This is a genomic window from Pseudomonas sp. DNDY-54, assembly GCF_019880365.1.
Lineage (GTDB): Bacteria > Pseudomonadota > Gammaproteobacteria > Pseudomonadales > Pseudomonadaceae > Stutzerimonas > Stutzerimonas stutzeri_P.
The window spans coordinates 170,638-193,658 of sequence record NZ_CP082271.1 but is presented as its reverse complement, the minus strand read 5'-3'; the positions used below and the strand labels follow the sequence as shown (position 1 = coordinate 193,658).

The window sequence follows — 23,021 nt, the reverse complement described above, 5'->3', positions numbered from 1 at the left end:
GTCAGTCGAATCGGCCGTGCCGACTCAGAACATCGCCAGTACGGCGTTGAACAGATCGTTGGAAGTGCTGATGACCTTCATGTTGGCCTGGTAGGCCTGCTCGTAGGCCATCAGATTGACCGCTTCTTCGTCCAGGTTGACCGCGCTGACGCTGTCGCGCTGGGCCTGGGCCTGCTCCGCCACAGTGGTCGCGGCGCTCAGGTCCGCCTGGTTCTGTCGGCTGGCACTGGCGACGCGGCCAACCAGACCGGCATAAGCGTCGTTGAGCGGTACGGTGTTACCGGCGACATCGATGCCTTTCGACTTCAAGTCGAGCAGCTGAAGCAGATTCTTGTTGTTGCCTACCTCGACATCCGCGCCGCCCACCGAGGAAAACGCCAGCTCCGAAGCCGCCAGCGGCCCGACTTCAAGCATGCCGCTGGTGCTGCTGGCGTTGTATACGAACAATGGCTGCCCAGGATCGCCTTTGAGGTCGAAGCCGCCCGCGAGGGTGTCATTGACCCTCTCGCTCAGCGCCTTGGCCATGTCGTGCAGGTCTTGCTGAGCCGGGCGCAGCGCGCCGTATTCCATGTCATAGAGGCTACCGAGCGAGCCCCCAAGCCCCTGCTGATTGAGCGGGAACGTGGTCTTGGCGAAGACCAGCGACATTTCCTGCTCGCCGGCCAGGTTCTCGTTGACCTTCAGCTGCCCAGCGGTGGCACCGGCCACCAGCGGCTGGCCATTGGCGAGCGACACGCTGAGGGTGCCGTCCGGCGCTTCCTGCACGCGAATACCGGCGTACTGGCTGAGATCCTTGACCAAATTCTCCCGATAGTCGCGCAGGGTCGCGGTGTCACGGCCGGAGGATTCCATCTCGCGAATCTGCGCGTTGAGCTCGGCAATGTTGCCGGACAGCCCGTTGATCTCGCTGGTCATCGCCACGCGCTGGCCCTGCAGCGCGTTGAGCTGAATGCCGATGTTGCTGTTCAGACCGTTGAAGCGCTGTGCCAGCTGCTTGGCCTCGCCAATGATCTGCTGGCGCAAGGCGATGGATTCGGGGGTCGAGCTGGCTTCGCTGAGCGCGGCGAAGAAGTTGTCCAGGCCAACACTGACGCTAGAACCTTCGCTGTCGATCAGGCCTTCGAGCGCAGTCAGGTACTGCTGATTGGTGTTGAAGTAGTTCTTGTCGGTACTGGCGCGCCAGAGCTGCTGATTCTGAAAGTCGTTGGACAGCCGACGAATGCTGCTGACCTGTACGCCTCCGCCAATGCTGACCGACGTCTGCCCGCCGAGCGAGTGCAGGTCCGGCGCGAGGCGGCTGAAGCCCGGCGTGTTGACGTTGGCGATGTTCTGCCCCGTCGCTGACAGGGCGATCTGCGAGGCGCGAACGCCGCTGTAGCCAATTTGACCCAAAATACTCACGACTGGACTTCCTTCGACTCGATCCGGATCGGTTGTGCGAACGCCACGGACAGGTGGCCGCCGCCAACAACACGATGCTGCTGAGTGGATAGAGCGACCACATCGGCGCTGGAATTAAGCGAAGCCTGGACGGGACTGGGTGCCGGCTGGATTTGCGCGCGCGGCTCGACGGGGGCCGGTGCCGCGGCACGCAGGTCATTGAGAATGTTACGGGTGTAGTTGCGGGTTTCCGCGTAGGGGATTTTCTGCACCCAGGCGCCGGTGCCGATCTCGCCGGTGCGCGGATCACCATGGCTTTTAAGCCACTCGTCTACTCGACCGGGGCCGGCGTTGTAGGCGGCGAGCGCCAGCGCCTGGTGGCCGTCATAGCGATCGAGCATCTTGTTCAGGTAAGCACTGCCGAGGCGCTTGTTGTACTCGGCATCGGTGGTCAACCGCGCTTCACTGAACGGCAAACCCAGCTCGGCGGCCATGTCCCGCGCGGTGCCGGGCATCAACTGCATCAGGCCGCGCGCGCCCTTGGGTGAAACGGCCGCGATGTTGCCGCTGGATTCGTGCTTGATGACGCTGTCGACCAGCGACTTGAAGCCGGCTTTGCCGCTTTCCCAGGCGCTGTCCAGCGCATCGACGCCACGCTGCCAGGTGCCACGCAGCGCGTGCAAACCGCCACCCTGGATGCCGCTGCCCGAGTGTCCGGCCAGCGCCGTGGGCACCGGCGCGCTGCCGGCTTCACCACTTAGCTGCTGCACCAGCATGTCGGCGATCCCAGTCTGACGCTTGCCGGCCAGGGTGTCGGCAAGCACTTCGTCATATAAGTCGCGCATGGTATCCAGCTCGCGGCTGCGCATCGGGTTGCCGGCACCGAGCACGTCGCCGGCCTTGCGCATCTGCTTGAGGATCTGCTGCAGGAACATCGCCTCGAACTGTTCGGCGACGACTTCCAGCTGCTGGCGCCGGGCCGCGGTCGGGCCGTCCTGGCGGTTGCGCAGGGTGTTGAGATGCTGGGGGAGGGATACGATGCTCATCCGACAAAAACCTATTCAATCTGCTGCGCGTCAGGCCTGCTTCATCAGAAGCAGACGCTTGTTACATCACAATCAGTTCAGCGTTTAGCGCGCCGGCGCGTTCCAGCGATTGCAGGATGCTCATCACGTCGTCAGGCGTGGCGCCGAGGCTGTTGATGGTGCTGATGATGCTTTCCAGACTGGCGCCTTCCGGCCACTTGAACATTGCCTTGCGGTCCTGCTCGATGGCGACGTCCGACTGCGGCGTGACCACGGTTTCGCCGCCGGCAAAGGCGTTCGGCTGGCTAACCTGCGGGCGCTCGCTGATGGTCACGGTCAGGCTGCCATGGGCAACCGCCGCAGCCTTAACCCGTACGCCCTCGCCCACCACCACGGTGCCGGTGCGGCTGTTGAACACCACCTTCGGCCGGGTACGCCCCTCTTCCACTTCCAGGCGTTCGAGCATGGCCATAAAGCTCATGCGCTGGGTGCTGGTGACTGGCGCGCGAATGGAAATCTTGGTGGCGTTCAGTGCCGTGGCGGTGCCCGGACCGAAGTAGGCATCCACCGCGTCTACCACGCGGGTGACGGTCTGGAAGCTTGGCTGACGCACATTGAGCATGACGTCCGGGCGCTCGGTGAAGTCGCTGGGGATCATCCGCTCGATGGTGGCGCCGTTGGGAATCAGCCCGCTGTTGGAGGTGTTGATTGCCACCTTCGAACCGCTGGCACCTTCGGCATTGACGCCGCCGACGATCACCGCGCCCTGGGCCAGCGCATAGATTTCGCCGTCCACGCCTTGCAGCGGGGTCATCAGCAGCTGACCGCCGCGCAGGCTCTTGGCGTCGCCCAGCGAGGAGACGGTGACGTCGACCGATTGGCCGGCGCTGTAGGACGGCGGCACGGTGGCGGTGATGGTCACCGCAGCGACGTTTTTCAGCTTCGGATCGACGTTCGGCGGCAGATTCACGCCGAACTGCTTGATCATGTTGGTCACCGACTGGCTGGTGAACTTGACCTGGTTCTTGTCACCCGTGCCGTCGAGGCCCACGACCAGACCGTAACCGATCAGCTGGTTGCCGCGAATGCCCTCGACATCCACCAGGTCCATCAGCGGCACGGCCTGGGCCGGCAGTTGCCACAGCGCGAGAGCGGCGAGGAACAGCTTCAGGGATCGCATCGGGCTAGTCATTTCAAGGCTTCACTTAAAGGGGGAACAGCGGCGACGCGAAGAACCGCGTCAGCCAGCCGGCCGAGTTGCTGTCGTTGAGCACACCACGACCCGCGTAAGAAATCTTGGCGTTGGCCACGCTCTGCGAGGACACCTGGTTGTAGCGGTTGATGTCGTCGATGCGCACCAGCCCGGTCAGGCGAATGTATTCATCACCCTGGTTCAGACGCAGGGCTTTTTCGCCCTTGATCTGCAAGGTGCCGTTGGGCAGCACACGATGCACGCTGACGGCAATGGAGCCGCGCAGGGTGTTCTGCTGCGAGCTCTTGGCCGAGCCCTTGAAATCGCGCTCGCCGGAGGCTGAGGTTTCAACGTCCGGGTAGGTCTTGCCGAGAATGGTCGGCACGCCGATGCCTACGCTCGATTCCTTGCCGAAGCTGGTACCGGCGCTCTTGCTCGACTGGGTGGATTCGTCCAGCACCACGGTGAGGATGTCGCCGACCCGCACCGCGCGCTTGTCGCTGATCAGCGAGCCGCTGTAACCGGAGCGAAACAGACCGCCACCGGTGGTCGGCGGCAGGCTGTAGTCCAGCTCCAGCGGCTCGTACTCGGTCGAGGGCTCTTCCGGCAGCATCTCGTTGAAGCTGGCGCAGCCGGTTAACAGGGCCAGTGCGACAAGCAGAATCGGCGTACGCATCATCGGTCTCAGACGGTCTGGTTGAGGAACTGCTGCATGCCGCTGGCGGCATCGAGCACCTTGGCGTTGGCCTCGTAGGCACGCTGGATGGCGATCATCGCCACCATGGCCTCGACCACCTGCACGTTGGAGCCTTCGAGCACGCCCTGCTTGAGCTGGCCCAGGCCCTCTTCGCCCGGCACGCCTTCAACGGCTTCGCCACTGGCAACGCTTTCGCGATACAGGTTGCCGCCCAGCGCTTCCAGGCCGCCCGGATTGGTGAAGTTGACCAGCGTGATCTGGCCCAGCTCGGACGGCAGGGTGTCACCCGGCAGTACCGCCGTAACGATGCCATCAGCGCCGACGGTAAAGCCGGTGCTGCCTTGCGGCACTTCGATGGCTGGCGTCAACGGCAGGCCCTGTGCGTTGACCATCACGCCTTCGGCGTTGAGCTGAAACTGACCGTTCTCGGTGTAGAGAATGTCACCGTTGGGCGACTCGACCTGAAAGAAGCCGCGGCCGACGATCGCCAGGTCCATCGGCTGGCCAGTAGTCTGGATGCTGCCTTCGGTGAACACCTTCTGCGTACCAGCGACGCGCACGCCGCTGCCCAGCTGAATGCCGGACGGCACGGTGTTGATCTCATCCGCCTGCGCGCCGGGCTGCTTTTCGATGCTGTAGAACAGATCTTCGAAGACTGCGCGATCAGCCTTGAAGCCATTGGTGTTGACGTTGGCCAGGTTGTTGGCAACGGTCGCCATGGCGGTATCTTGTGCAGCCAGGCCGGTCTTGCTGACCCAAAGTGCGGAATTCATGCGTTATCTCCCGATCAGCTGCCGCGGATCATTCGGTTGCCGGCGTCGGAAAGGTCCTCGGCGGCTTTCATCATCTTTACCTGGGTTTCGAACAGGCGGTTGAGGCTCATGGTCGAGGCCAGCTCGTCGATGGCCGAGACGTTGCTCGACTCGAGAAAGCCGCTGGCCAGGCGCACGTCTTCGCTCGGCGCGGCGGGCTCGCCGTTGCGGGTAACCAGCAGGCCGGCTTCGTTCTTCATCAGGTCCGCCGCCGCGACGTCGACCAGGCGGATGCGGTCCACTTCGGCCATCATCCAGTCGCCCGGCGCCATGATCGACACGGTGCCGTCGTTGCCGATCTCGACACGATCATGCTCGGGCAGCTCGATCGGCCCGCCCTCGCCCATCACGGCGCGACCGTTGAGTGTGAGCCGACCTTCGGCGTCGATCTGCATGCTGCCTTGGCGCGTATAGGCTTCGCCGTCGCCATCCTGCAGGACGATCAGGCCGGTGCCCTTGACGGCGAAATCCAGCTCGCGACCGGTGGCGACCATCGGGCCGGCGGCCAGGCTGACCCCGTTGTTCTCGACCACCGCCATATGCCGGCTGTCGTAGCCGTGACCTTCCACCGCCACCGCCTGAGCACGTTCGAGGTCGGCACGAAAGCCCGGTGTGTTGACGTTGGCGAGGTTGTTGGAGCGCACCTGCAGCGACATCATCGTGCGGCTGGCTGCGGTCATCGCCGTGTATCCCAAACGATCCATGGATCAGCCTCAGAGCGCGTTGAACAGGACCTGGGTCAGTTCTTTGTTGGTGGAGATCACCTGGGTGTTGGCCTGGTAGTTACGCTGGCCTTCCATCAGGCCCACCAGCTGCTGGGTGAGGTCCACGTTGGAGCTTTCCAGCGCGCCGCTGGCCAGGTTGCCGTACTGGCCGACACCCGGAGCACCGAGCATGGCCGCGCCAGAGGCAGCGGTCTCGGTCCAGGCAGTGCCGCTGATGTTCTTCAGGCCTTCGGCGTTGACGAAGTTGGCTAGAACGACCTGGCCCTGAAGCAGCCGCTCACCGTTGGAATAGCTGGCGTAGACCTTGCCATCCTTCTCGACGCTCATGCCGGTCTGTTCGCCAGCGGAATACCCGGTGGCGCGGTTGCTGGTCACGCTGAATTCGGAGCCGTACTGGCTGGTGCCGCTGTAATCGAGCTGGATGTTCAAATCCGCCACACCGCCGCCGAGGGTCGCGGTCAGGGCCGGGCCAACTGGCGTGGTCAGGGAGCCACTCGTATCGAATTCCAGCTTCGCCGAGCTTCCCAAGTTTTTTCCGTCAACAAAGTAGTGAGCGGTCCAGCTGTTATCCGGGACGGCGTCCTTCACGAAATACTGGGTCAGGGTGTGTTCCTTGCCCTGGGAGTCGTACAGCTTGGTGGTGTAGGTGGAGTTGTAGCTGTCCGCCACCAGCGGATCGAACGCGACCGCCGGGACTTCCTGATTGGCGTCGAGGTTGGCAACAAAGCTCAGCGCGTCGGTGGCCTTGGCGGGCAGACCGCCGGCCTTCATCTGCAGATCACCGACCACGCCGGTCTGCAAATTGCCGGTGGCATCGGCCGGATAGCCCTGCAGGCGTTGACCGAGACTGTTGGTCAGGTAGCTGTCCTTGTCCGTGCCGAACACGCCTGCGCGGGTGTAGGCCACGTCGCCATTGCTCGCGCGGGTGACGAAGAAGCCGCCGCCGGAAATGGCCAGGTCGAGGTTACGGTTGGTGGTGGTCAGGGCGCCGCCCTGGCTGATGCTCTGGCTGGTGCCGGTGACTTCAACGCCCATGGCCTGGCTCTCGGCATAAAGGCTGCCGAAGTTGGTCCGCGAAGACTTGAAGCCGACGGTGCCGGAGTTGGCGATGTTGTTGCCGATGGTGTTGAGTTGTTCGTTGACGGCGGAGAGGCCGGTCAGGGCGATGTTGAAGCTCATGGGCTGATCTCGATATGTAAAAGGAAAAGAAAACTGGCGAGCCCTGGGGCTCAGCCGCCGAGCAGCCCGGCATCGGCCTGGGCAAATTCAAGGATGTTGTAGAAAGGCACCGCACCGACGCCGTTGACCTGGAGCACCGGACCTTCGGCACTGACGCGCACGTTCGAGACCTGACCGGCGACTTCCACCTGTGGGAATTCGCCGTTCTCCGATTCGATGCTCACGCTGTATTGGCCATCGCGCAGGCCGTGTTTGGCCGGATCGATCACGAAGGGCACCTTGCCGGCGGACTGCGCGCCCAACTCGATGCGGGTCTGGGTGCCGTTGGAATCGGTCAGCAGCACAGCGGTGCGGGTCGAGGCATGGCTTAAATCGAAGCCACCGCTGACGGCCTGCCCACTGAGATCCAGCGACTCAACGGCGACGCTCACCTGCTGGCCAACCAGACCAGCCGCGGTCAAGGTCTGCAGGTTGTCGGTCAGCACCAGATTGTTCTGCGCCAGGGTGGCCAGGTTCTCCATGCTCTTGACCTGGGACATGGCCGAGAACTGGTTGAGGAATTCGGTGCTGTCGACCGGCTTGGTCGGGTCCTGGTATTTGATCTGAGCAACCATCAGGCTGATGAAGTTGTTCTCCATCTGCGTGGCGTCGCTGATGTTCACCGCCTGCTTGGGCAGATCGCTCGCCGCAGTGCCGGACAGGCCGCTGCCCTGCAGGTTATTGGTCACCGCCATCAGGATTCTCCCAGCCGCAGCAGGCTCTGCTGCATGCTTTTCACGCGGTTGAGCACCTCGACGCCGGTCTCGAAACTGCGCGTGGCCGACATCATGTCGGTCATCTCTTCGATCTCGTTGATGTCCGGGTAATAGACGTAGCCATCGCCATCGGCCAGTGGATTGCCCGGCTCGTAGCGACGCTTGGGCTCGGCGCCGGAGGTGACCACGTCGAGCACCTGCACATGGGCGCCGCCGAGGCCGACGCCGCGGGTCAGCGAGTTGTTTTCGTACACCGCCGCAAACATTGGCTTGCGCGCCTGGTAGACGTCGGCGGCGTTGTTGGCCGCCGAGTCGGTGTTGGCCAGGTTGCTCGCTACGGTATTGAGCCGCACGGTCTGGGCGTTCATCGCCGAGCCGGCGATGCGATAGATGGAATCGAATGACATGGCTTAACGGCCCTCGATGGCTTGCTTCAAGCCACGAAATTTCATCGTGATGAAGGTCAGGCTGGTCTGGAAATCCATGGAGTTGCGCGAGAACTGCGCCTGCTCGGTCGACAGCTCGACGGTGTTGCCATCCTGCGAAGCCTGGCTCGGCACGCGGAACAGCAAGCGCGGATCGGTGCCGGCCAGGCTCATGCGCGGCGAGGTGGAGCTGTCCAGCCGCTGCATTTCCTTGCCGAAATCAATGTCCCGAGCCTGGAAGCCGGGGGTGTCTTCGTTAGCCAGGTTCGCCGCGAGAATCTCGCTGCGTTGCATGCGCAAACCCAGGGCGCGTTCGTGAACGCCGAGGGCATCATCAATCCGTATACTCATTCACCGATACCTTTGCAGCCCGAGCGGACCGAACGACAGCCCGCAGCTTTGCGGGAGTGTTTGCAGTATCCGTGCCGAACCACTGAATCAAGGTAAATAGCTGTTTTACATGATTAATTTCCTGACTCTCAGCACGCCGCAAGAGCCCTTCCTTCCGCATCGATGGGCCTTGCACACGCGAAGCGGAAAAGCCGTTTCCGCCTGGTGCGTCACAGCCCTGCTCATGCTGATCGGTGCGGCCCAAGCACACGCGGACGCCACGGCGCAGGTGCAACAGGCGCTGGAAAATCATCTTCGCGGCATGCTCGAGCGGCAGGCGGAGCGCCAGGGCTGGCAGGGCATGCAACTGCGCTACGAAACCCACCTGCCGGCGAGCGCCGCCAACCTGCCGCCCTGCGCGGGCGTCCTGCAAATACGCGCCACCGGCGATGCGCCCTCGGCCATGGAGCGCCAGCAATTGGCGATCAATTGCCCGGACACACCCGGCTGGTCGCTGAACGCCAACGCGCAGGCGCATGTGTTCCTGCCCGCGGTGCATGCCGAGGGCATCATCGATCGCGGGCAGACGATCCGTGAAAGCGATATCCGGCTGGAGCGCATCAACATCGCCAAGGCCCGGCGCGGTTATTACAACCGTCTGGATGAGGTCATCGGCATGGCCGCCAAACGCCGTATCCGCGCCGGCCAGACCATTACGCCATCGCTGCTGGAGCAGGCCATGGCGGTCAAGCGCGGGGAACCGGTGAAGATTGTCGCCAGCAACGACGGCATCGAAGCCTCGACGTCCGGCGAAGCCCTGGGCGACGGCCAGCCCGGCGACGTCATCCGCGTGCGCAATACACGCAGCGGCAAGGTGATCGATGCGAAGGTGATAGAGGAAGGGGTTGTTACGAGTACGTTCTAGTACGGAATGCTGGAGACGGGGCGCTCATGGAGCGCGCCCGGGTTAACGCCCATAAGCCGGAGCCATCTCGACGCTTCGGCGCGCGCCCTGTAGGAGCGAGCCGGCTCGCGAATATATCGTCCGTGCAGTCCTATTCGCCAGCAAGCTGGCTCCTACAAAAGCTGGCTCCTGTCCGGCGCTTCGGCAAGGACAAACAAGCCCGACCGTATATCTCGGGACTTCCGAGGCCAAACAAAAAAATTTGACGTCAGGATTTAATCCTTCGCTTGGTGCTGTCGCCTTACCTTTTCAGCAGGCAGTCAAGCCAGCTCCTAACAGCCCAATCGCACGAAGGATGATCATCATGGCTCTGTCCATTCACACTAACTATTCCGCTCTGACCACCAACACCGCGCTGAACAAGTCGAACAACGCTCTGGCCACCAACCAGCAGCGTCTGGGCACTGGCCTGCGCATCAACTCCGCCGCCGACGACGCCGCCGGCCTGCAGATCGCTACTCGCTTGAACGCACAGAGCCGCGGAATGGCCGTAGCATCGCGCAACTCTCAAGACGCAATTTCCATGATGCAGGCTGCCGAAGGGGCGCTGTCCGAGGTTACCGATATCGTGCTTCGCATGAAGGATTTGGCAACCCAAGGCGCGAACGGTACCAACGATACCAACGAATACGCCGCGCTCGATGCCGAATACACGGCTCTAAGCGCCGAGCTCACGAACATCATGGGAAATACTTCTTATGGTGACGGTACCAAGTTGCTAACTGGCGGTAAGTTCGATACTGACACAAACGCGGACGGCATTGACTTTCAGATCGGCGCTGGGTCTACCGATAAGATGACTGTTAGCATCGCAGCGGTAGCCGATATCGATTTGACCGCTCTAGGTGATCTGACTACCCAGGCAAACTCCGTAACAGAGATTGGCGCACTTAATACGCTGTTGACTAACGTGGGCGAGGCGCGCGGCCAATTCGGTGCAAATATCAATCGCCTTAACCATACCATCAACAACCTGGCCAACATGAAGGACAACACCGACATGGCTAAGGGCCGAATCATGGACGCCGACTTCGCCATCGAAAGCGCCAACATGAGCAAGAACTCCATGCTTATGCAGTCGGGCATCTCCATGCTCAAGCAAGCCGGTCAGATGCCAGGCATGGTCATGGGCCTGCTGGGCTAAGCTGCACGCAGCATTGCCGGTCGCAACGACCGGCACCTCAAAAGCCCCGACTGGTTCGGGGCTTTTCTGTTTTTCCGCACGGGGAAGGCTCGCTTCCGACCAACGGCGGACCTCTCAATAAAATCGGCCAGACACAAGATAGGCCTGTTTAACCCCTCCATATGCCGCTTCACGCGGTATATATGCCAATCACCGGCGATCTTGGTGTTCCTTTACACGCCTGTCCGTTCGGCGATTTCTTGATTGAAGCGGCTTGTCTGAACAAAAAAACGACGCCAATATGCCGCCGTCCGGTTTGCCAACTTCCTCACACCGGAAATCTCTCTTCCTTCGAACAGGCGCACATGACCTCATCTCTGACCCCTTCGGCCACCGATGCCTTCGTCTGCCCCCCGTTGAACACCGGTCGAGAAGGCTGCACGGCCCGATTTGATCGCGCGCGTTACCAGCTCGTGCGCATTCAAGCAGAAGGCGAAGAACAATTGGATCTCGGCTTTTCCGGTAGCCGTGTACTGGAGCGTCTGTTACAGGCGCCTGGTGAAGTGGTCTCCCGGGACGAGCTGATGGAGTACGCGTGGGAAGGCCGGGTGGTCGGCCAGGGCAGTCTCAACCAGCAGATCTACACGCTGCGTCAGGCATTGTTCGACAGTCGAAACCAGATCATCCAGACCCTGCCGCGGCGGGGCTACCTGTTCAATCCGCACTATCTGATCGTCGACGACGCGCCCCTGACCGTCGAAAGCGCGCCGGAAGCCACGGTCGCAGCGCCCGAGCCGGCGACGACCGTCTTGATGCAGCTGCCCGCGCCCGACGTGACGAAGGTGCAGAACCCAGCCAAGCCCGCGCGCCGCGGTCGTTCCTGGCACACCGCCGCGCTCGCGGGCTCGGGCATGATGCTGTTGCTGGGTGTGGCGACGCTCGGTTTCCGCCTGGCCAGTACGCCCACGCCCTCCTTCACCCAGACGGTTGATATGGGCGAACTCGAGGTGCTCTATGTGGAGGAGAGCCAGCACCTGCTCGATTCGCTGATTAAGGAAACGCGGCTGCTGGTCGATACGATGAGCGACATGAGTGCCGAGCCGGCCCGACTGATCGTCAATATGTCCCCGGGCTTTTATGAGATCCGTTGCCTGCAGGGCGACGGCCGGGTCAACTGGTTGAAGGTTCACAAGAGCCAGATCCAGACGATTCCCAGCGACCATCTACAAGGGTGCCTGCAATGAACAGCCAGAATGAAACCGGTGCGGTAGGCAAGCGCATGTTGCGAGTGGTACTGCCCGCCGCGCTGCTGCTGTGGGCGTTCGTGGCGATGGGTACCAGCGGTAATGCCTCGTCCAAACTCGACGGGCGCTACAGTTCCAGTGGCCAGGTGTTGCTGAGCGACGGCACGACGCTCAAGGTCAGTCAGAGTCTGGTTTTCAACAAGGGTCGCTTCTATTCAATGACCCGCAACGCACCGGCGATCGTCGAGGCGTCCGGCCGCCTGGAAACGGATCTGCTGGGACGGGCGTCGCTGGTGGTGGAAGAAGGCCAGGTTCATGGCCTGGGCCCGCAGGATCAGCTGGACGATGAACTGATGTTCAACCTCTTCTATGGCTCCCACAAGGGCGCCCGAATCAGTCTCGAGCAGGTCGGCGCGTGCCTCTATGGCGTCGAGACCCAGCAGATTTACTGCGCCGACGACCACCCTAGCCGCGGGTGAAGCACACCGCTGCCAGCGGTTGCGATGTGCCAGATAGCGGCGCCGATCGGAATCGCGATATAGGCGCTGCAACCCCTCCCATGCCTAGCCGTGAACATCAGTGCATGAACCCGTAACGGCGCTCGCATGATCCAGTCCCCGCGCCGCCACTTCGCCAGCAAGCTGGCTCCTACAAACGGCCTATCGATCCAATCCGAAAGATTGCTCCGTATGCCAGGCCAGCCATCGGCCAATTCTGTAGGAGCGAGCTTGCTCGCGAACGAGGTGCAGCGAACTCCAAGGAGCCGGTCTGCGCAAATGCCCATTCGCCAGCAAGCTGGCTCCTACGAACGGCCTATCTGCTGGATTCAATCCGAAAAATTGTTCCGCATGCCAGGCCAGCCATCGGCCGAATCTGTAGGAGCGAGCTTGCTCGCGAACGAGGTGCAGCGCACTCCTAGGAGGCGGTCTGCGCAAATGCCCATTCGCCAGCAAGCTGGCTCCTACGAACGGCCTATCTGCTAGATTCAATCCGAACGATTGTTCCGTGTGCCAGGCCAGCCATCGGCCAGTTCTGTAGGAGCGAGCTTGCTCGCGAACGAGGTGCGGCGCACTCCTAGGAGGCGGCCGGTGCAAATGTCCATTCGCCAGCAAGCTGGCACCTACGAATGGCATAGCTGCTGATCCAATCGCGAGAGGATATTCCGGATGCCAGCCTAGCCATCGGCCGAATCTGTAGGAGCGAGCTTGCTCGCGAACGAGGTGCAGCGCACTCCTAGGAGGCGGCCGGTGCAAATGTCCATTCGCCAGCAAGCTGGCTCCTACGAATGGCATAGCTGCTGATCCAATCGCCAGCTGATATTCCGGATGCCGGGGCAGGCATCGGTCTATTCTGCAGGAGCGGGCTTGCTCGCGATCAAGCGGAGGGTCATCCGCGGCGACAGGGGGCCCGATGAGTTGATTATTCCGCGGACGCTCCGCTAAAGCTCGCACCGCTTTCGGTAAAACGCACCTGCCCATAGCTGTCGCCGAACAGCTCTTTATACAGCGCCTCGGCCGAGGCGGTCAGCAGCAGAATTTCCACGCGCCGATTGGCACCGTTCTGCGGGTCCTCGGGGTGCAGCGGCATGACGTCGGCTTGCGCCGTCACTTGCAGCACCGAGCGCTCGCCAAGGCCGGCTTCGACCAGTGCGTGGCGGGCACGCAGCGCGCGATCACCGGACAGGTTCCAGTTGTTGTAACCGTTTTTCTGCCGATACGGTGTGGCATCGGTGTGCCCGCTGATGATCAGCTTGTTGTCCACTTTGACCAACACACCCGCCAGCACGCCGAGGAGTTTCTGGAAGTGCGGATTCAAGGTGGCACTGCCGCGCTGAAACATGAAGCGTTGCTGGTCATCCTTGATCAGAATGCGCAGCCCCTGCGGGACCACGTCCACCTCCAGGTTGGCCAGGGCGTCCACTTCGCTGGCGACCTGTCGCATCAACTCGGCGAGCTTCTTCAGCTCCTCGGTCGAACCGTAATTGTGACTGCCGTCCGCCTCAGCTGCCGACTCGCTGTCGTTCGTCGTCTCCGCCTGCGGTGGGCGCACCGGCATGCCGTCGAGTTCCAGCGGTGACCGGCTGGTGCCATCGAAGATCCCCGCGCCGCCATCGACCAGCGGATTGCTTTCCATCTCGCCGTACGACGGGTTGGACTTTTCCATCTGCGGCTGGATGATCCACAGCACCATGAACAGCGCCATCATTGCCAGGGTGAAGTCGGCAAAGGCCACCTTCCAGGCACCGCCATGCTCGTCGCCGTGGCCCTTCTTGCTGCGGCGCTTGATGATGATCTCGTGCTCGCCGCCGACGCCGCCCTTGCCTCTGCTTCTCATGCGGCGTCCCTTTCTTCCTCATACTGGGTGACCCAGTTTTCCAGCTGACGGAAGGCCGGTTTGACGTCCTGCTCGATCAGCTTGCGACCGGCGTCCACCGCCAGCAGCGTAGGCTTGCCGGCAACATGCGCCACCAAGGTTGTGCGCACGCATTCCAGCGCTGACAGCTCGGTCTTGATCCGCTGGCTCATAGCGTTGGAGAGTGGGTCCATCAGGCAATAGCAGAAGAAGATGCCGAGGAAGGTGCCGACCAGCGCCGCCGCCACATGGGCGCCGATTTCCGCAACACTGCCGCCGATGCTGCCCATGGTGATGATGATGCCCATGATCGCAGCGAGAATGCCGAAGCCGGGCATGGCCTCACCGATCTTGTGCAGCGAGCGCGCCGGCTGCAGCAGCGCATGCTCCATGGCTTCGAGCTCCTGCTCGAGAAAGCCTTCCAGTTCGTGCGCGGTAATCTTGCCCATGGCCATCAGGCGGAAGTTGTCGGCAATGAACGCCATCAGGTTACGTTCTTGAAGAATCAGCGGGTAACGGACGAACAGGTCGCTCTGCTCAGGTTCCTCGATGTGCGAATCAAGAACCTTGAGGCCGCCAACATCGACCATTTCCAGCAATTCATAGAGCAGCATGAGCAGCTGACGCTGAAACTCTTCGCCGCGACGCTGGTAGGCAAACACGCCCTTGATCTGGTGCAGCATCTCGATCAGGACTTCCTTGGGGTTGCCCACGACCAGACTGCCGAGCGCCGCACCCAGGATGATGACGACCTCAGCCGGTTGCCAGAGCATCCGCATGTCGCCATTCGCCATGGCGTAGCCGCCCAGCACGCAGCCGATGATGATGAAGGCGCCTAATACTTTCTGCATGACTACTGACTTCTCTCGGTGAGGAATCGGCAAGCCTTGCCGATCGCCTGTTTGCTTAGCTGACAGACCCGGGCATCGCTGACTTCCAGCACCAGGGCAATCTCTTTCAAACTCAATTCGTGCTGGTAATACAGCGTCAGCACCAGCCGCTCGCGCTCGTCCAGTCGCGCCAGCGCCTGCGCCAGCACGCGCTCCTTGATCAGGCGCTCCTCGAACAGCTCGGTGGTATCGGGAAAATGCTCGTGACCGCTCTGCAGCAATTCATCGAGGCTTTCGATCGCCTCCGACGAATCCGCGCAGAGAAAGTCCTGGTAATCCTTGTCGCACAGGCCGGTGTGCGCCTTGATTTCTTCGTCGCTGGGTTCGTGTCCCAGCTGGCGCGACAGGTCACGAATCGCGTCACGCACCTTGTGCGCCTGTTGGCGGACCTGACGCGGGCGCCAGTCCTGGCGGCGCAGTTCATCGAGGATCGCGCCGCGGATACGCAGCGAGGCGAACTTGCCGAACTGCTCGTCGGGCTCACCATAGCGGCGCAGCCCTTCGAGCAGGCCCATCATGCCGATCTGCTCCATGTCCTCGCGGTCGAGCACCTGATTGGCCTGCAACGAGAGTTGCCGGACGATGCGCTTGACCAGCGGCAGATACTGCATCAGCCAACGCTGCTCGACCGCCGGTGCGAACACCGAGGGGCCGGCGGGCGTGGCGCCGTAGTAGTCAATGGGGCAAGTGGCGCTCATGGCAGGGCCTTTATTGCACGATCAGCTTGTTGACCAGCACGTGCTTGAACGGCACCGCTGCGTTCTTGCTGGCAAAGTCGGCGAACAGGACGGTTTCGAGCCGTTCCTGCAGATCGCTGATCTTCAACCCACGCAATTCTTCGAATGTCAGAGACGACAGGTAGCCCACCACCGAGTTACGCACGATGGGTTCGACCTGCTCGAATTTCTTCGGCTCATCAGACGCGTCAGCCTGCAAGGCGAGGTCCAGCACGAAGTAATGCTCACGACCGTCGCCGCGCACGCTGACGATGACCTTCTCCACCGGGAAGAACTCGTACTCCGAGGGTTCGGTCGGTTCAGCCGCCGCGACCTCTTCAGAGGCGGCGCCTTCCAGGCCGGGCTTGAGCAGCCAGTAACTGACACCAACGCCACCGGCAACGGTCAGGACGTTGAGCAGTAGCATCAGCAGGACAAGACGGGGCGTCGACATAACACACTCACAATTGGCTAATTAGGTTGAATCGGGTCAAACCGTGATCAATACATCCCGGGCGCGACCGCTCTCCCGGCTTTGTTCCTGCTCGTGCGTTCGGGCCGCCATGGGCAGCTCCTCACCGGGCAGCGCCGCGCGCTGACGCTGCTGTCCTTGCTGGCCACCGCCGTCGGCGCCGACCTGCACGTTGACCTGTACGAAGTGCTGGCCGACCAGTTCCTGGCGCAGGCGATCGCTGGTCTGCTGCAGCAGGCGCGCCACGTCAGCGTTGGCGGCGGTCAGCTGAACGTTCAACCGACCCGACTCATGGCTGAGCATGATTTCCATGCTGCCCAGCTCCGGCGGGTCGAGACGGATGGTGGCGCTCTGGATCTTTTGCTGGATCTGCAGATCGACGTTTTCACGCAGCGCGTGCAGCATCTGCTCGCCCCACTTGGTGTCCGGCGCCTGCAGCTTCAGCGCTCGATCAGCCGCCTGGGCCGGCGTCGTCTGTCCGCGTTCGACGGTACTGGTCAGTGGCTCGCCGGCTTCCAACGGCTCGGCTGCGCTCAGCAGCGGCTCCAGCGCCACCGTCGGCTGGGTCTCGGCCAGTGCCGGCGCAACCGCAGGCAGTACCAGATTCATCTCGGCGGGCGCGGCGGGCCTCGGCATCGCCGGCATCACCGGGTTCGTCTCAGCCACCTGGCGCTGAAAGCCACCGGCCATGAGCCGGTCCAGCGGATCGGTCGGAGCGGCGTCAAGCCGCTGCTCACCCCGCGCGTCCTGCCCCGGCAACCAGCCGCTCAGTGCTTGCGTCGGTGGAACAACGTCTGGCAAAGCCGGCGTAGCCGGTGCAGGCACACCGCCCAGCGGCGCCGCATCGCGCGCCTGAATCTCGGCCAGCTGCTGATCGATCATGCCCAGCAGCCATTGTTCGGGCGTCAGCTCCTGCCCGGCTTCAGTGCCCTGCAGGGCGGTGCCGCCCGGCTGCATCACTTGTCCCTGCTCGGCTGCCGGCGTTGGCAACGTGCCTTGCAGCAAGGCCGCGGAAAGTTCGACCGGCAAGGCCTCGCGCTCGCTGGAGGCCAGCCGCATGCGCTCGCCGAAACCACGGATGGCGTCGCCTGCCAGCGGCCGTCCACCGGCAGGCTGGCTGCCCTGGGCTGGGTGTGCAGGCGCCGGCAGCGTTGGCTCAGCGCTGGCAGCAGCGGCACGCGTGGCTGAAATCGACTGGATCATCCCCTGTCTCCGGCTTGGAACATGTCAACGCGCTGATAGGCGGCACGCCCTTCGGCGTACTCGAGGTGGTTCAACAGCAGCAGGCGCAGGCGCTCACATTCATCGGCGCAGGCTTGCAGGCCTTCGCCATGCAGTTGCTTGAGCTGCTGCTTGGCAGCAAGCGTTGGCTCATCGAGCGCGTGGTGCGCAGGCAGCGCCTCAAGGCAGCGGCGGATATCGCCGTCCACCTTCTCGACGGCGTGCCAATCCTTGATCTGCAACGCATGACGCAGCTGCTCATGCAGCGCGGTCAGGCGTTCGCTGTCACTTACGGGCGGCACTGACGCCCTCCCAGCCTTCCCGGAGAATGCCGAGCAGGTTGATCACTTCATCCAGGCCTTCGAGCGACAGCGAGACGCTGACGTCGGAGAGGCGGTAAATGCAGTATTCGTAAAGGCGTGCCAGCCCCTGCACGACCTCGCCACCGCCCTCTTCATCGAGTGCGCCGTTGAGGCCATTGAGGATGTTCATGCACTTTTCCAGCGAAGCGCCTTTCTGCTGATAGCGCTTGTGCTCGATGTGGCCCCGTGCGCGGGCTAGCTCGTCGAGCAGGCCGTCCATCAGCACCAGCACCAGCTCATAAGGCGACGCGGAGGCGGCACGCGCCTCAAGGTCTACGGAGCGGTAGCTGTCATAACTGTCGTTGGGGTGATAGCTGTTCATGAGAACAATCCGTTAGCTTGCGATGGGGTTGGCATCGAGAACATTCCGCTGGTCTGCTCCATGCTCTGCATGGTTTGCATCATGGTGGTGAACTGCCGGAGGTAGCGGCTGTAATGGGTGTCGTACTGCTGCTGAAGGTTTTCGAACTGTTCGTCGATGCGGCGCAGGCTCATGTCCAGCGTGTCCATGCGGTTCTTCAGCATGCCGTTGGTGCTGCTGGTGTAGCTGGCGACCGTCTTGTCGATGCTGTCGAGCAGGTTGTCCTTGCCGGTGAACAGCGCCTCGAAACCTTCCGGATCGTTGGCCACGGCGGCCTCAAAACGCGTCGCGTCGATGGTCAATTTGCCGGTGCGGTCAGCGCTGATGCCAAATTCGATCAGGCTCTTGCCGCCAAAGTCGGTGCGCAGCAGGCCGTTCAGCCGGCTCTCGATGGAGCGAATGCTGGAATCACCGGCCAGCGCGCCACGCTTGGCGCTCTCGCCGCCGCTGGCGGTCAGCGAGTCGAAGCTGGTCATCAAGGCATTGAAGGCATCGATAAAGGTCTGCGCCTTGGCCTTGGTGCCGGCTTTGTCCTGGGCGATCACCATGTTCAAAGCCTGCTCGCCGGCTGTGTGGGTCTTAGTGAACGTCACGCTGACGCCCTCGATCACGTTATCGAAGGTGTTACTGGAATTAGTCAGTAGCATGCCCGTCTCGCCACCGAGACGAACCTTGGCGTCCTGAGCTTTGGTCAGTTCGAGCTTACTGGTAATGGAGGCGTCCAACCCGGCACTGGTGCCAGCGGTAGTCAGCGTAATCGCATTGGACGCGCCGGTCGCTTCACTGGACAACACCAACGAGACCTCCCCGTTGCTGCGCACCAGGGTCGCTTGCGTACCAGTGTTGGCTGCATGATTGTTAATGGCCGCCGCCAGTTCTTCCAGCGACTTACTACCATCACCGTCGCTGTCGATGGTGCTCAGGTCGATATCGAATGAAGCGCCAGCCTGGCCTATGGTGAGCTTCCCGGCGCCGATGTCGGCCGAGGTGAGCCCATTTAGCGCGACTTGATGGGCGCTGGCCAGTTGCTCGGTAAAGAAGTCGTAGCTGCCCGGCTGCGCCGTCATGCCAACGGTGGCAGTGGCGTAACCCTCCTGGCTGGAGGTCGCGCTATTGGTCAGCATGCTCGTCGTGCTGCTGTTGAGCTTGGTGATGGCCGACTTGAACGTAGTCAACGACGTGCGCAGCGAACTCAGCGCGTCGCGCTGAGCCTTGTAGCGTGATTCGTTACGGTTAAGCCGATCCAGCGAACCCTGGACTTCGTAAGTGGCCAACTGCGTCGACATCTGTTGTACGTAATCGGAATTTATAGCCATGACCATCCCCTCTTGGATTCTTGTACAGCAAGTTGGATGCCAGTTCTGAAAGCCCCGTATTACGGGCACTTCAGCCAGCAGCATGCAGAAAAAAGGCTTCCGCTACGCGACGCGACAAGGAAACGGGGAAACGCCGTTTCCGCCTGCGCGACGGGCGGAACATCTCTCTGTAAAGGCGACGTCAGAGGCGAGGGAGTTAAAGCGGAGAAGGAAAAGGATTAATTCTTTTCCAAGCAACTGAATAAGTAGCGCCCGCGCCGGCGCAAGTCGGGTCCGCGAAGCGGCGCGATGTGGCAATGCTGGCTGCGGCAGGTCGAGATTCGGGATTGACGTTGGGAATGCTGACGCTTGGAGCCCGTCACGTAGGATGGATGTCGCTTTTCACATCCACCGCTCCGCCCGTGAGGCCCTACACGCTGCCCCGCATCACAAGGCCAGCGCGACGTGCGTTGTTCAGGGTGAAGAGGGAACGTCGAAGGACTGAGCGTCAGTACGCTTGAGGCGAATAGAGCCGGGCGTCTTGCCCACCGGCGAGCAGCTGCTGAAGGATGTCGTGGTGCATGGCGAGCAGCTTGCCGTTGTGCTCGTTGAATTGCTGACACTGCACAGCGAGATCACCGACCTGCTGCCAGTGCTGCTGCAGCGACTCACCGCGCCCGCCCGAACAGCTGGAGAGCAGGCGGCGCATGCCGACACCCGTCGGCTCCAGCCGGAAGGCAGCCAGGACCTTGCTGCGGCGCTGGGCGCGCGCGGCAATGGCTTCGACGCGAACGGTGATCTGCAGATTGATACGGTCGATCTCAGGCACATCGCGTTCCAGCAGGCGGCCGTAAAGCGCCTGCATCAGCTCGCGCAGGGCGAGGTAATCCCCGCAATCCTGCTGCAAATCGTCATCGACGACGGCAAGCAGTTTCTCGCGCTGGCTCACGCATCGCTTCCGCGGTGATAGCTGAGCATGCTGCTCGCCAGCTCGCCCACGTCGGTTGAGATTTCACCGCGCTGCAGGGCTTGCTTGATCGCGGCGACGCGGTCGAGATCGACCTCGGGCATGGCGCGCAGGGCGTCGTGCATCTGTTCCAACGGCAGGCTCTCGGCTTGACGTGCGGCTGGCTGAGCAGCCGGGCGAGCGGCGACCTGACGGGCCGTTGAAAGCTCGGTAGGTGTGACGGAGGCGGGCTTGAAGTGCCGGCTGATTTCCATGATTTTCGTTCCAACTCGGTGGTTACTGCCTAACAAGCGACCGCTCGGGCGGAAACCTTAAATGTTTTTTTGCCGGGGGTGACGGACGGGACCCTTATTGATCCTCACATCGGCGGCTGGCTTGGCCACCACCCCTCACCCCAACCCTCTCCCCGCAAGCGGGGAGAGGGGGCTGGCCGTGCGGGTTATCGACGGCGTGATCAACACGACGCCTTGCCTGTTTCGACTGTCCCACGACGGCGGCGTCCAGTGGTGACACCTAAGTTGACGATCGCTTGCAGGGATTCTGGCGCCGCAAACTGCGCCAACGGGTCAGTGCTTCTGGCAGCTCCCGCCAGCGAGGCGCGAGCGGCCTCGACCAGATCTTGCCTGCCTTACCTTGGGCAGCAACTCCGGTCTGGCCTCCACGCCCCTCACCCACTCCGCTATCACGCCGTACACGCCCCCTCGCCCCTCCGGGGAGAGGGTTGGGGTGAGGGGCCGGGGCCGAGCGAACACGTAAACGCCACACCCACCACCCATTCGTTAGGCAGTCTGATTGCGCCACCAGGTCTGAGCCGCCAAACCATCCTGAATTTTCTGCTCCTGCGCCAGCAGCAGTTGCTGCCACTGCAGCATCTTGGCGTCGATCACATGCTCGACCACCTTCTCGCTGCGCATGGCCTGCAACAGCTCCTGCTGAATCCGCGCCAGCGCCTGCTCGGCCACCGCCAGTTCGCGGCGCTGCAGTTCGACCATCTTGTACAGCGTCGCCTTGTAGCGCTGCTGGTTGTCGCGCTGCAGCGGCGTACTCATCGGCACAGAGAAACCGCACAGGCGGCTGAGGCCGGTGATGTTGTTGCGATAGCGCTGGCAAAGGTTCTGCTGATACTGAACCTGCCCGAGCATCTGCTTGACCCGGTTGCCGCGCAGGCTCGCCAGGCGCGTGAGCGTTTCGATCTGCTGTTTCATGGTTGTTTAATGATGCTCTGCAGGATGGCAAGGCTGGTTTCCAGCTCCGCGGCCTCGCCCACTTCCTGGCGCAGAAATCGCTCGATGGTGGGCGCCAGCTTCACCGCACGATCGGTTTTGAGATCCGCGCCCGGGCTGTAGCCGCCCAGCGGGATCAGCTCCTTGATCTTCTCGTAGGTGCTATAGAACTCCTTGAGCTGACGCGCCGCGCCGAGGTGCGGCGGCTGGCCGACCTGGCTCATGCAGCGGCTGACCGAGGCGCAGACGTCGATGGCCGGGTAGTGCCCGGCATCGGCCAGGCGGCGCGACAGGACGATGTGCCCATCCAGAATCGCCCGCGCGCAGTCGACGATCGGGTCCTGCTGGTCATCGCCTTCGGCTAGTACGGTGTACAGCGCGCTGAGGCTGCCGTTGTCATTGGCGCCGTTACCGGCGCTTTCCACCAGTTCCGGCAACATGCCGAACACCGACGGCGGATAGCCTTTGGTGGCCGGCGGTTCGCCCAGGGCCAAGGCGATTTCGCGCTGGGCCATGGCGTAGCGAGTCAGCGAATCCACCAGCAGCAATACATCGTTGCCCTGGTCGCGAAAGTAGGCGGCGATGCTGTGACACAGCTCGGTGGCCTTCAGGCGCATCAACGGCGATTCGTTGGCGGGCGCGACCACCACCACGGCCTTCTTCAGCCCTTCCTCACCCAGCGAATGCAGCAGAAACTCCTGCACCTCGCGCCCACGTTCGCCGATCAGCCCGACCACCACGACGTCAGCCTTGGTCTGCCGGGTAATCATCCCCAACAGCACGCTTTTGCCGACACCAGAGCCGGCGAACAACCCGACGCGTTGGCCCTTGCCGAGGGTCAGCATGGCGTTGATCGCGCGCACGCCGACGTCCAGCGGTTCGCTGACCGGCTTGCGTTTGAGCGGGTTGACGGAGGGCAGCTCGGTGGGCAGTGGATCGCGCCCGCTGAGCTTGCCCATTTCATCCAGCGGCTCACCGAGGCCGTTGACCACCCGGCCCAGCCAGGATTCATCGATATGCAGCTTGGCATCGTCCGGTGCGGGGAAAACACGCGAACCGGAGGTCAGCCCAACCGGCTTCTTGAATGGCATCAGATAAGTGATATCGCGATTGAAGCCCACCACCTGCGCTTCGAGCATGCTGCCATCGCCCTGTTCGACGAAGCAGCGCTGGCCGGTCATGCGCTGGCAGCCGAGGCTTTCCAGCAGCATGCCGGAGACGCGCACCAGCCGGCCGCTGACTTTCGCCAGCTGCACGGTGTCCAGCGAGCGCAGCGCCTCGTCGAGCCGGAAGCTCTCGCGCAGGGACATC

The 23,021-nt window shown here is 62.5% G+C and carries 26 protein-coding genes; 4 read left to right on the top strand and 22 right to left on the bottom strand.

Annotation, left to right across the window (positions count from 1 at the left end; all coding sequences use genetic code 11):
• Window positions 1–24: 24 nt before the first annotated feature.
• The 10 genes from flgK to flgB form a co-directional block, all read right to left on the bottom strand.
• Window positions 25–1,401, bottom strand: coding sequence for a flagellar hook-associated protein FlgK (gene flgK / locus K4O48_RS00940; protein WP_222910342.1), 1,377 nt, complete (start codon window positions 1,399–1,401; stop codon window positions 25–27).
• Window positions 1,398–2,426: a transglycosylase SLT domain-containing protein gene (locus K4O48_RS00935; protein WP_222910341.1), complete on the bottom strand. Its 1,029-nt coding sequence runs from the start codon at window positions 2,424–2,426 to the stop codon at window positions 1,398–1,400. The genes flgK and K4O48_RS00935 overlap by 4 nt, the downstream gene beginning before the upstream one ends.
• Window positions 2,427–2,487: 61 nt before the next feature.
• The gene (locus K4O48_RS00930; protein WP_222910340.1) at window positions 2,488–3,585 is read right to left on the bottom strand and encodes a flagellar basal body P-ring protein FlgI; all 1,098 of its coding nucleotides are present in this window, start codon (window positions 3,583–3,585) and stop codon (window positions 2,488–2,490) included.
• Window positions 3,586–3,610: 25 nt separating this feature from the next.
• Complete coding sequence (gene flgH, locus K4O48_RS00925) at window positions 3,611–4,276, bottom strand: flagellar basal body L-ring protein FlgH (protein ID WP_222910339.1); 666 nt, start codon at window positions 4,274–4,276, stop codon at window positions 3,611–3,613.
• A 5-nt stretch (window positions 4,277–4,281) separates the two neighbouring features.
• Window positions 4,282–5,067, bottom strand: a complete 786-nt coding sequence (gene flgG / locus K4O48_RS00920; RefSeq protein ID WP_019340569.1) for a flagellar basal-body rod protein FlgG — start codon at window positions 5,065–5,067, stop codon at window positions 4,282–4,284.
• A 14-nt stretch (window positions 5,068–5,081) separates the two neighbouring features.
• Window positions 5,082–5,810 carry a flagellar basal-body rod protein FlgF gene (flgF, locus tag K4O48_RS00915; protein ID WP_222910338.1) on the bottom strand — a complete coding sequence of 243 codons (729 nt, stop codon included), beginning with the start codon at window positions 5,808–5,810 and terminating at the stop codon, window positions 5,082–5,084.
• 9 nt (window positions 5,811–5,819) lie between these two features.
• A complete protein-coding gene (flgE, locus tag K4O48_RS00910) occupies window positions 5,820–7,010 on the bottom strand; it encodes a flagellar hook protein FlgE (RefSeq protein WP_222910337.1) in 1,191 nt (396 codons plus the stop codon).
• 50 nt (window positions 7,011–7,060) lie between these two features.
• On the bottom strand, window positions 7,061–7,744 hold the full coding sequence (locus tag K4O48_RS00905; protein ID WP_260523681.1) for a flagellar hook capping FlgD N-terminal domain-containing protein: 684 nt from the start codon (window positions 7,742–7,744) through the stop codon (window positions 7,061–7,063).
• The gene (flgC, locus tag K4O48_RS00900) at window positions 7,744–8,172 is read right to left on the bottom strand and encodes a flagellar basal body rod protein FlgC (protein WP_021209033.1); all 429 of its coding nucleotides are present in this window, start codon (window positions 8,170–8,172) and stop codon (window positions 7,744–7,746) included. Before flgC ends, K4O48_RS00905 begins: the two co-directional genes overlap by 1 nt.
• 3 nt (window positions 8,173–8,175) lie before the next feature.
• The gene (gene flgB / locus K4O48_RS00895) at window positions 8,176–8,541 is read right to left on the bottom strand and encodes a flagellar basal body rod protein FlgB (RefSeq protein ID WP_222910336.1); all 366 of its coding nucleotides are present in this window, start codon (window positions 8,539–8,541) and stop codon (window positions 8,176–8,178) included.
• 109 nt (window positions 8,542–8,650) lie between these two features.
• On the opposite strand from flgB, the gene flgA reads away from it, so the two are divergent.
• The 4 genes from flgA (at window position 8,651) to K4O48_RS00875 (ending at window position 12,330) form a co-directional block, all read left to right on the top strand.
• Window positions 8,651–9,445 (top strand): flagellar basal body P-ring formation chaperone FlgA, encoded by a 795-nt coding sequence (flgA, locus tag K4O48_RS00890; protein ID WP_222910335.1) that lies wholly within the window; start codon window positions 8,651–8,653, stop codon window positions 9,443–9,445.
• 343 nt (window positions 9,446–9,788) lie between these two features.
• A complete protein-coding gene (lafA, locus tag K4O48_RS00885) occupies window positions 9,789–10,628 on the top strand; it encodes a lateral flagellin LafA (protein WP_222910334.1) in 840 nt (279 codons plus the stop codon).
• 182 nt (window positions 10,629–10,810) lie between these two features.
• Window positions 10,811–11,851 (top strand): transcriptional regulator, encoded by a 1,041-nt coding sequence (locus tag K4O48_RS00880; protein ID WP_260523680.1) that lies wholly within the window; start codon window positions 10,811–10,813, stop codon window positions 11,849–11,851.
• Window positions 11,848–12,330: a hypothetical protein gene (locus K4O48_RS00875; protein WP_222910333.1), complete on the top strand. Its 483-nt coding sequence runs from the start codon at window positions 11,848–11,850 to the stop codon at window positions 12,328–12,330. Before K4O48_RS00880 ends, K4O48_RS00875 begins: the two co-directional genes overlap by 4 nt.
• Window positions 12,331–13,270: 940 nt before the next feature.
• Here K4O48_RS00875 and K4O48_RS00870 read toward each other — a convergent pair.
• The 12 genes from K4O48_RS00870 to fliI all read right to left on the bottom strand — a co-directional run bounded on the left by K4O48_RS00870 (window position 13,271) and on the right by fliI (window position 23,020).
• Window positions 13,271–14,185, bottom strand: a complete 915-nt coding sequence (locus K4O48_RS00870; protein WP_222910332.1) for an OmpA family protein — start codon at window positions 14,183–14,185, stop codon at window positions 13,271–13,273.
• Complete coding sequence (motA, locus tag K4O48_RS00865) at window positions 14,182–15,054, bottom strand: flagellar motor stator protein MotA (protein WP_222910331.1); 873 nt, start codon at window positions 15,052–15,054, stop codon at window positions 14,182–14,184. The genes K4O48_RS00870 and motA overlap by 4 nt, the downstream gene beginning before the upstream one ends.
• A gap of 2 nt (window positions 15,055–15,056) precedes the next feature.
• A complete protein-coding gene (locus K4O48_RS00860; protein WP_222910330.1) occupies window positions 15,057–15,791 on the bottom strand; it encodes a FliA/WhiG family RNA polymerase sigma factor in 735 nt (244 codons plus the stop codon).
• Between the two features lie 10 nt (window positions 15,792–15,801).
• A complete protein-coding gene (fliL, locus tag K4O48_RS00855; RefSeq protein ID WP_222910329.1) occupies window positions 15,802–16,263 on the bottom strand; it encodes a flagellar basal body-associated protein FliL in 462 nt (153 codons plus the stop codon).
• 36 nt (window positions 16,264–16,299) lie between these two features.
• Window positions 16,300–17,484 (bottom strand): flagellar hook-length control protein FliK, encoded by a 1,185-nt coding sequence (locus tag K4O48_RS00850; protein ID WP_222910328.1) that lies wholly within the window; start codon window positions 17,482–17,484, stop codon window positions 16,300–16,302.
• On the bottom strand, window positions 17,481–17,804 hold the full coding sequence (locus K4O48_RS00845) for a hypothetical protein (protein ID WP_222910327.1): 324 nt from the start codon (window positions 17,802–17,804) through the stop codon (window positions 17,481–17,483). The genes K4O48_RS00850 and K4O48_RS00845 overlap by 4 nt, the downstream gene beginning before the upstream one ends.
• On the bottom strand, window positions 17,788–18,186 hold the full coding sequence (fliS, locus tag K4O48_RS00840; protein WP_222910326.1) for a flagellar export chaperone FliS: 399 nt from the start codon (window positions 18,184–18,186) through the stop codon (window positions 17,788–17,790). The genes K4O48_RS00845 and fliS overlap by 17 nt, the downstream gene beginning before the upstream one ends.
• Entirely contained in the window at window positions 18,183–19,541 is a 1,359-nt protein-coding gene (gene fliD, locus K4O48_RS00835; RefSeq protein WP_222910325.1) for a flagellar filament capping protein FliD, read from the bottom strand. The genes fliS and fliD overlap by 4 nt, the downstream gene beginning before the upstream one ends.
• 487 nt (window positions 19,542–20,028) lie before the next feature.
• Window positions 20,029–20,469 carry a flagellar protein FlgN gene (gene flgN, locus K4O48_RS00830; protein ID WP_222910324.1) on the bottom strand — a complete coding sequence of 147 codons (441 nt, stop codon included), beginning with the start codon at window positions 20,467–20,469 and terminating at the stop codon, window positions 20,029–20,031.
• Window positions 20,466–20,741, bottom strand: coding sequence for a flagellar biosynthesis anti-sigma factor FlgM (gene flgM, locus K4O48_RS00825; protein ID WP_222910323.1), 276 nt, complete (start codon window positions 20,739–20,741; stop codon window positions 20,466–20,468). The genes flgN and flgM overlap by 4 nt, the downstream gene beginning before the upstream one ends.
• 525 nt (window positions 20,742–21,266) lie before the next feature.
• Window positions 21,267–21,692, bottom strand: coding sequence for a flagellar export protein FliJ (locus K4O48_RS00820; protein ID WP_222910322.1), 426 nt, complete (start codon window positions 21,690–21,692; stop codon window positions 21,267–21,269).
• Complete coding sequence (fliI, locus tag K4O48_RS00815) at window positions 21,689–23,020, bottom strand: flagellar protein export ATPase FliI (protein WP_019341999.1); 1,332 nt, start codon at window positions 23,018–23,020, stop codon at window positions 21,689–21,691. The genes K4O48_RS00820 and fliI overlap by 4 nt, the downstream gene beginning before the upstream one ends.
• Window position 23,021 lies beyond the last annotated feature (1 nt).

Excerpts from the sequence above, each read along its gene's own strand:
- K4O48_RS00935 (WP_222910341.1), bottom strand. The coding sequence starts at position 2,426 with ATGAGCATCGTATCCCTCCCCCAGCATCTCAACACCCTGCGCAACCGC.
- K4O48_RS00930 (WP_222910340.1), bottom strand. The coding sequence starts at position 3,585 with ATGCGATCCCTGAAGCTGTTCCTCGCCGCTCTCGCGCTGTGGCAACTG.
- flgH (WP_222910339.1), bottom strand. The coding sequence starts at position 4,276 with ATGATGCGTACGCCGATTCTGCTTGTCGCACTGGCCCTGTTAACCGGC.
- flgG (WP_019340569.1), bottom strand. The coding sequence starts at position 5,067 with ATGAATTCCGCACTTTGGGTCAGCAAGACCGGCCTGGCTGCACAAGAT.
- flgF (WP_222910338.1), bottom strand. The coding sequence starts at position 5,810 with ATGGATCGTTTGGGATACACGGCGATGACCGCAGCCAGCCGCACGATG.
- flgE (WP_222910337.1), bottom strand. The coding sequence starts at position 7,010 with ATGAGCTTCAACATCGCCCTGACCGGCCTCTCCGCCGTCAACGAACAA.
- K4O48_RS00905 (WP_260523681.1), bottom strand. The coding sequence starts at position 7,744 with ATGGCGGTGACCAATAACCTGCAGGGCAGCGGCCTGTCCGGCACTGCG.
- flgC (WP_021209033.1), bottom strand. The coding sequence starts at position 8,172 with ATGTCATTCGATTCCATCTATCGCATCGCCGGCTCGGCGATGAACGCC.
- flgB (WP_222910336.1), bottom strand. The coding sequence starts at position 8,541 with ATGAGTATACGGATTGATGATGCCCTCGGCGTTCACGAACGCGCCCTG.
- flgA (WP_222910335.1), top strand. The coding sequence starts at position 8,651 with ATGATTAATTTCCTGACTCTCAGCACGCCGCAAGAGCCCTTCCTTCCG.
- lafA (WP_222910334.1), top strand. The coding sequence starts at position 9,789 with ATGGCTCTGTCCATTCACACTAACTATTCCGCTCTGACCACCAACACC.
- K4O48_RS00880 (WP_260523680.1), top strand. The coding sequence starts at position 10,811 with ATGCCAATCACCGGCGATCTTGGTGTTCCTTTACACGCCTGTCCGTTC.
- K4O48_RS00875 (WP_222910333.1), top strand. The coding sequence starts at position 11,848 with ATGAACAGCCAGAATGAAACCGGTGCGGTAGGCAAGCGCATGTTGCGA.
- K4O48_RS00870 (WP_222910332.1), bottom strand. The coding sequence starts at position 14,185 with ATGAGAAGCAGAGGCAAGGGCGGCGTCGGCGGCGAGCACGAGATCATC.
- motA (WP_222910331.1), bottom strand. The coding sequence starts at position 15,054 with ATGCAGAAAGTATTAGGCGCCTTCATCATCATCGGCTGCGTGCTGGGC.
- K4O48_RS00860 (WP_222910330.1), bottom strand. The coding sequence starts at position 15,791 with ATGAGCGCCACTTGCCCCATTGACTACTACGGCGCCACGCCCGCCGGC.
- fliL (WP_222910329.1), bottom strand. The coding sequence starts at position 16,263 with ATGTCGACGCCCCGTCTTGTCCTGCTGATGCTACTGCTCAACGTCCTG.
- K4O48_RS00850 (WP_222910328.1), bottom strand. The coding sequence starts at position 17,484 with ATGATCCAGTCGATTTCAGCCACGCGTGCCGCTGCTGCCAGCGCTGAG.
- fliS (WP_222910326.1), bottom strand. The coding sequence starts at position 18,186 with ATGAACAGCTATCACCCCAACGACAGTTATGACAGCTACCGCTCCGTA.
- fliD (WP_222910325.1), bottom strand. The coding sequence starts at position 19,541 with ATGGCTATAAATTCCGATTACGTACAACAGATGTCGACGCAGTTGGCC.
- flgM (WP_222910323.1), bottom strand. The coding sequence starts at position 20,741 with ATGGAAATCAGCCGGCACTTCAAGCCCGCCTCCGTCACACCTACCGAG.
- K4O48_RS00820 (WP_222910322.1), bottom strand. The coding sequence starts at position 21,692 with ATGAAACAGCAGATCGAAACGCTCACGCGCCTGGCGAGCCTGCGCGGC.
- fliI (WP_019341999.1), bottom strand. The coding sequence starts at position 23,020 with ATGTCCCTGCGCGAGAGCTTCCGGCTCGACGAGGCGCTGCGCTCGCTG.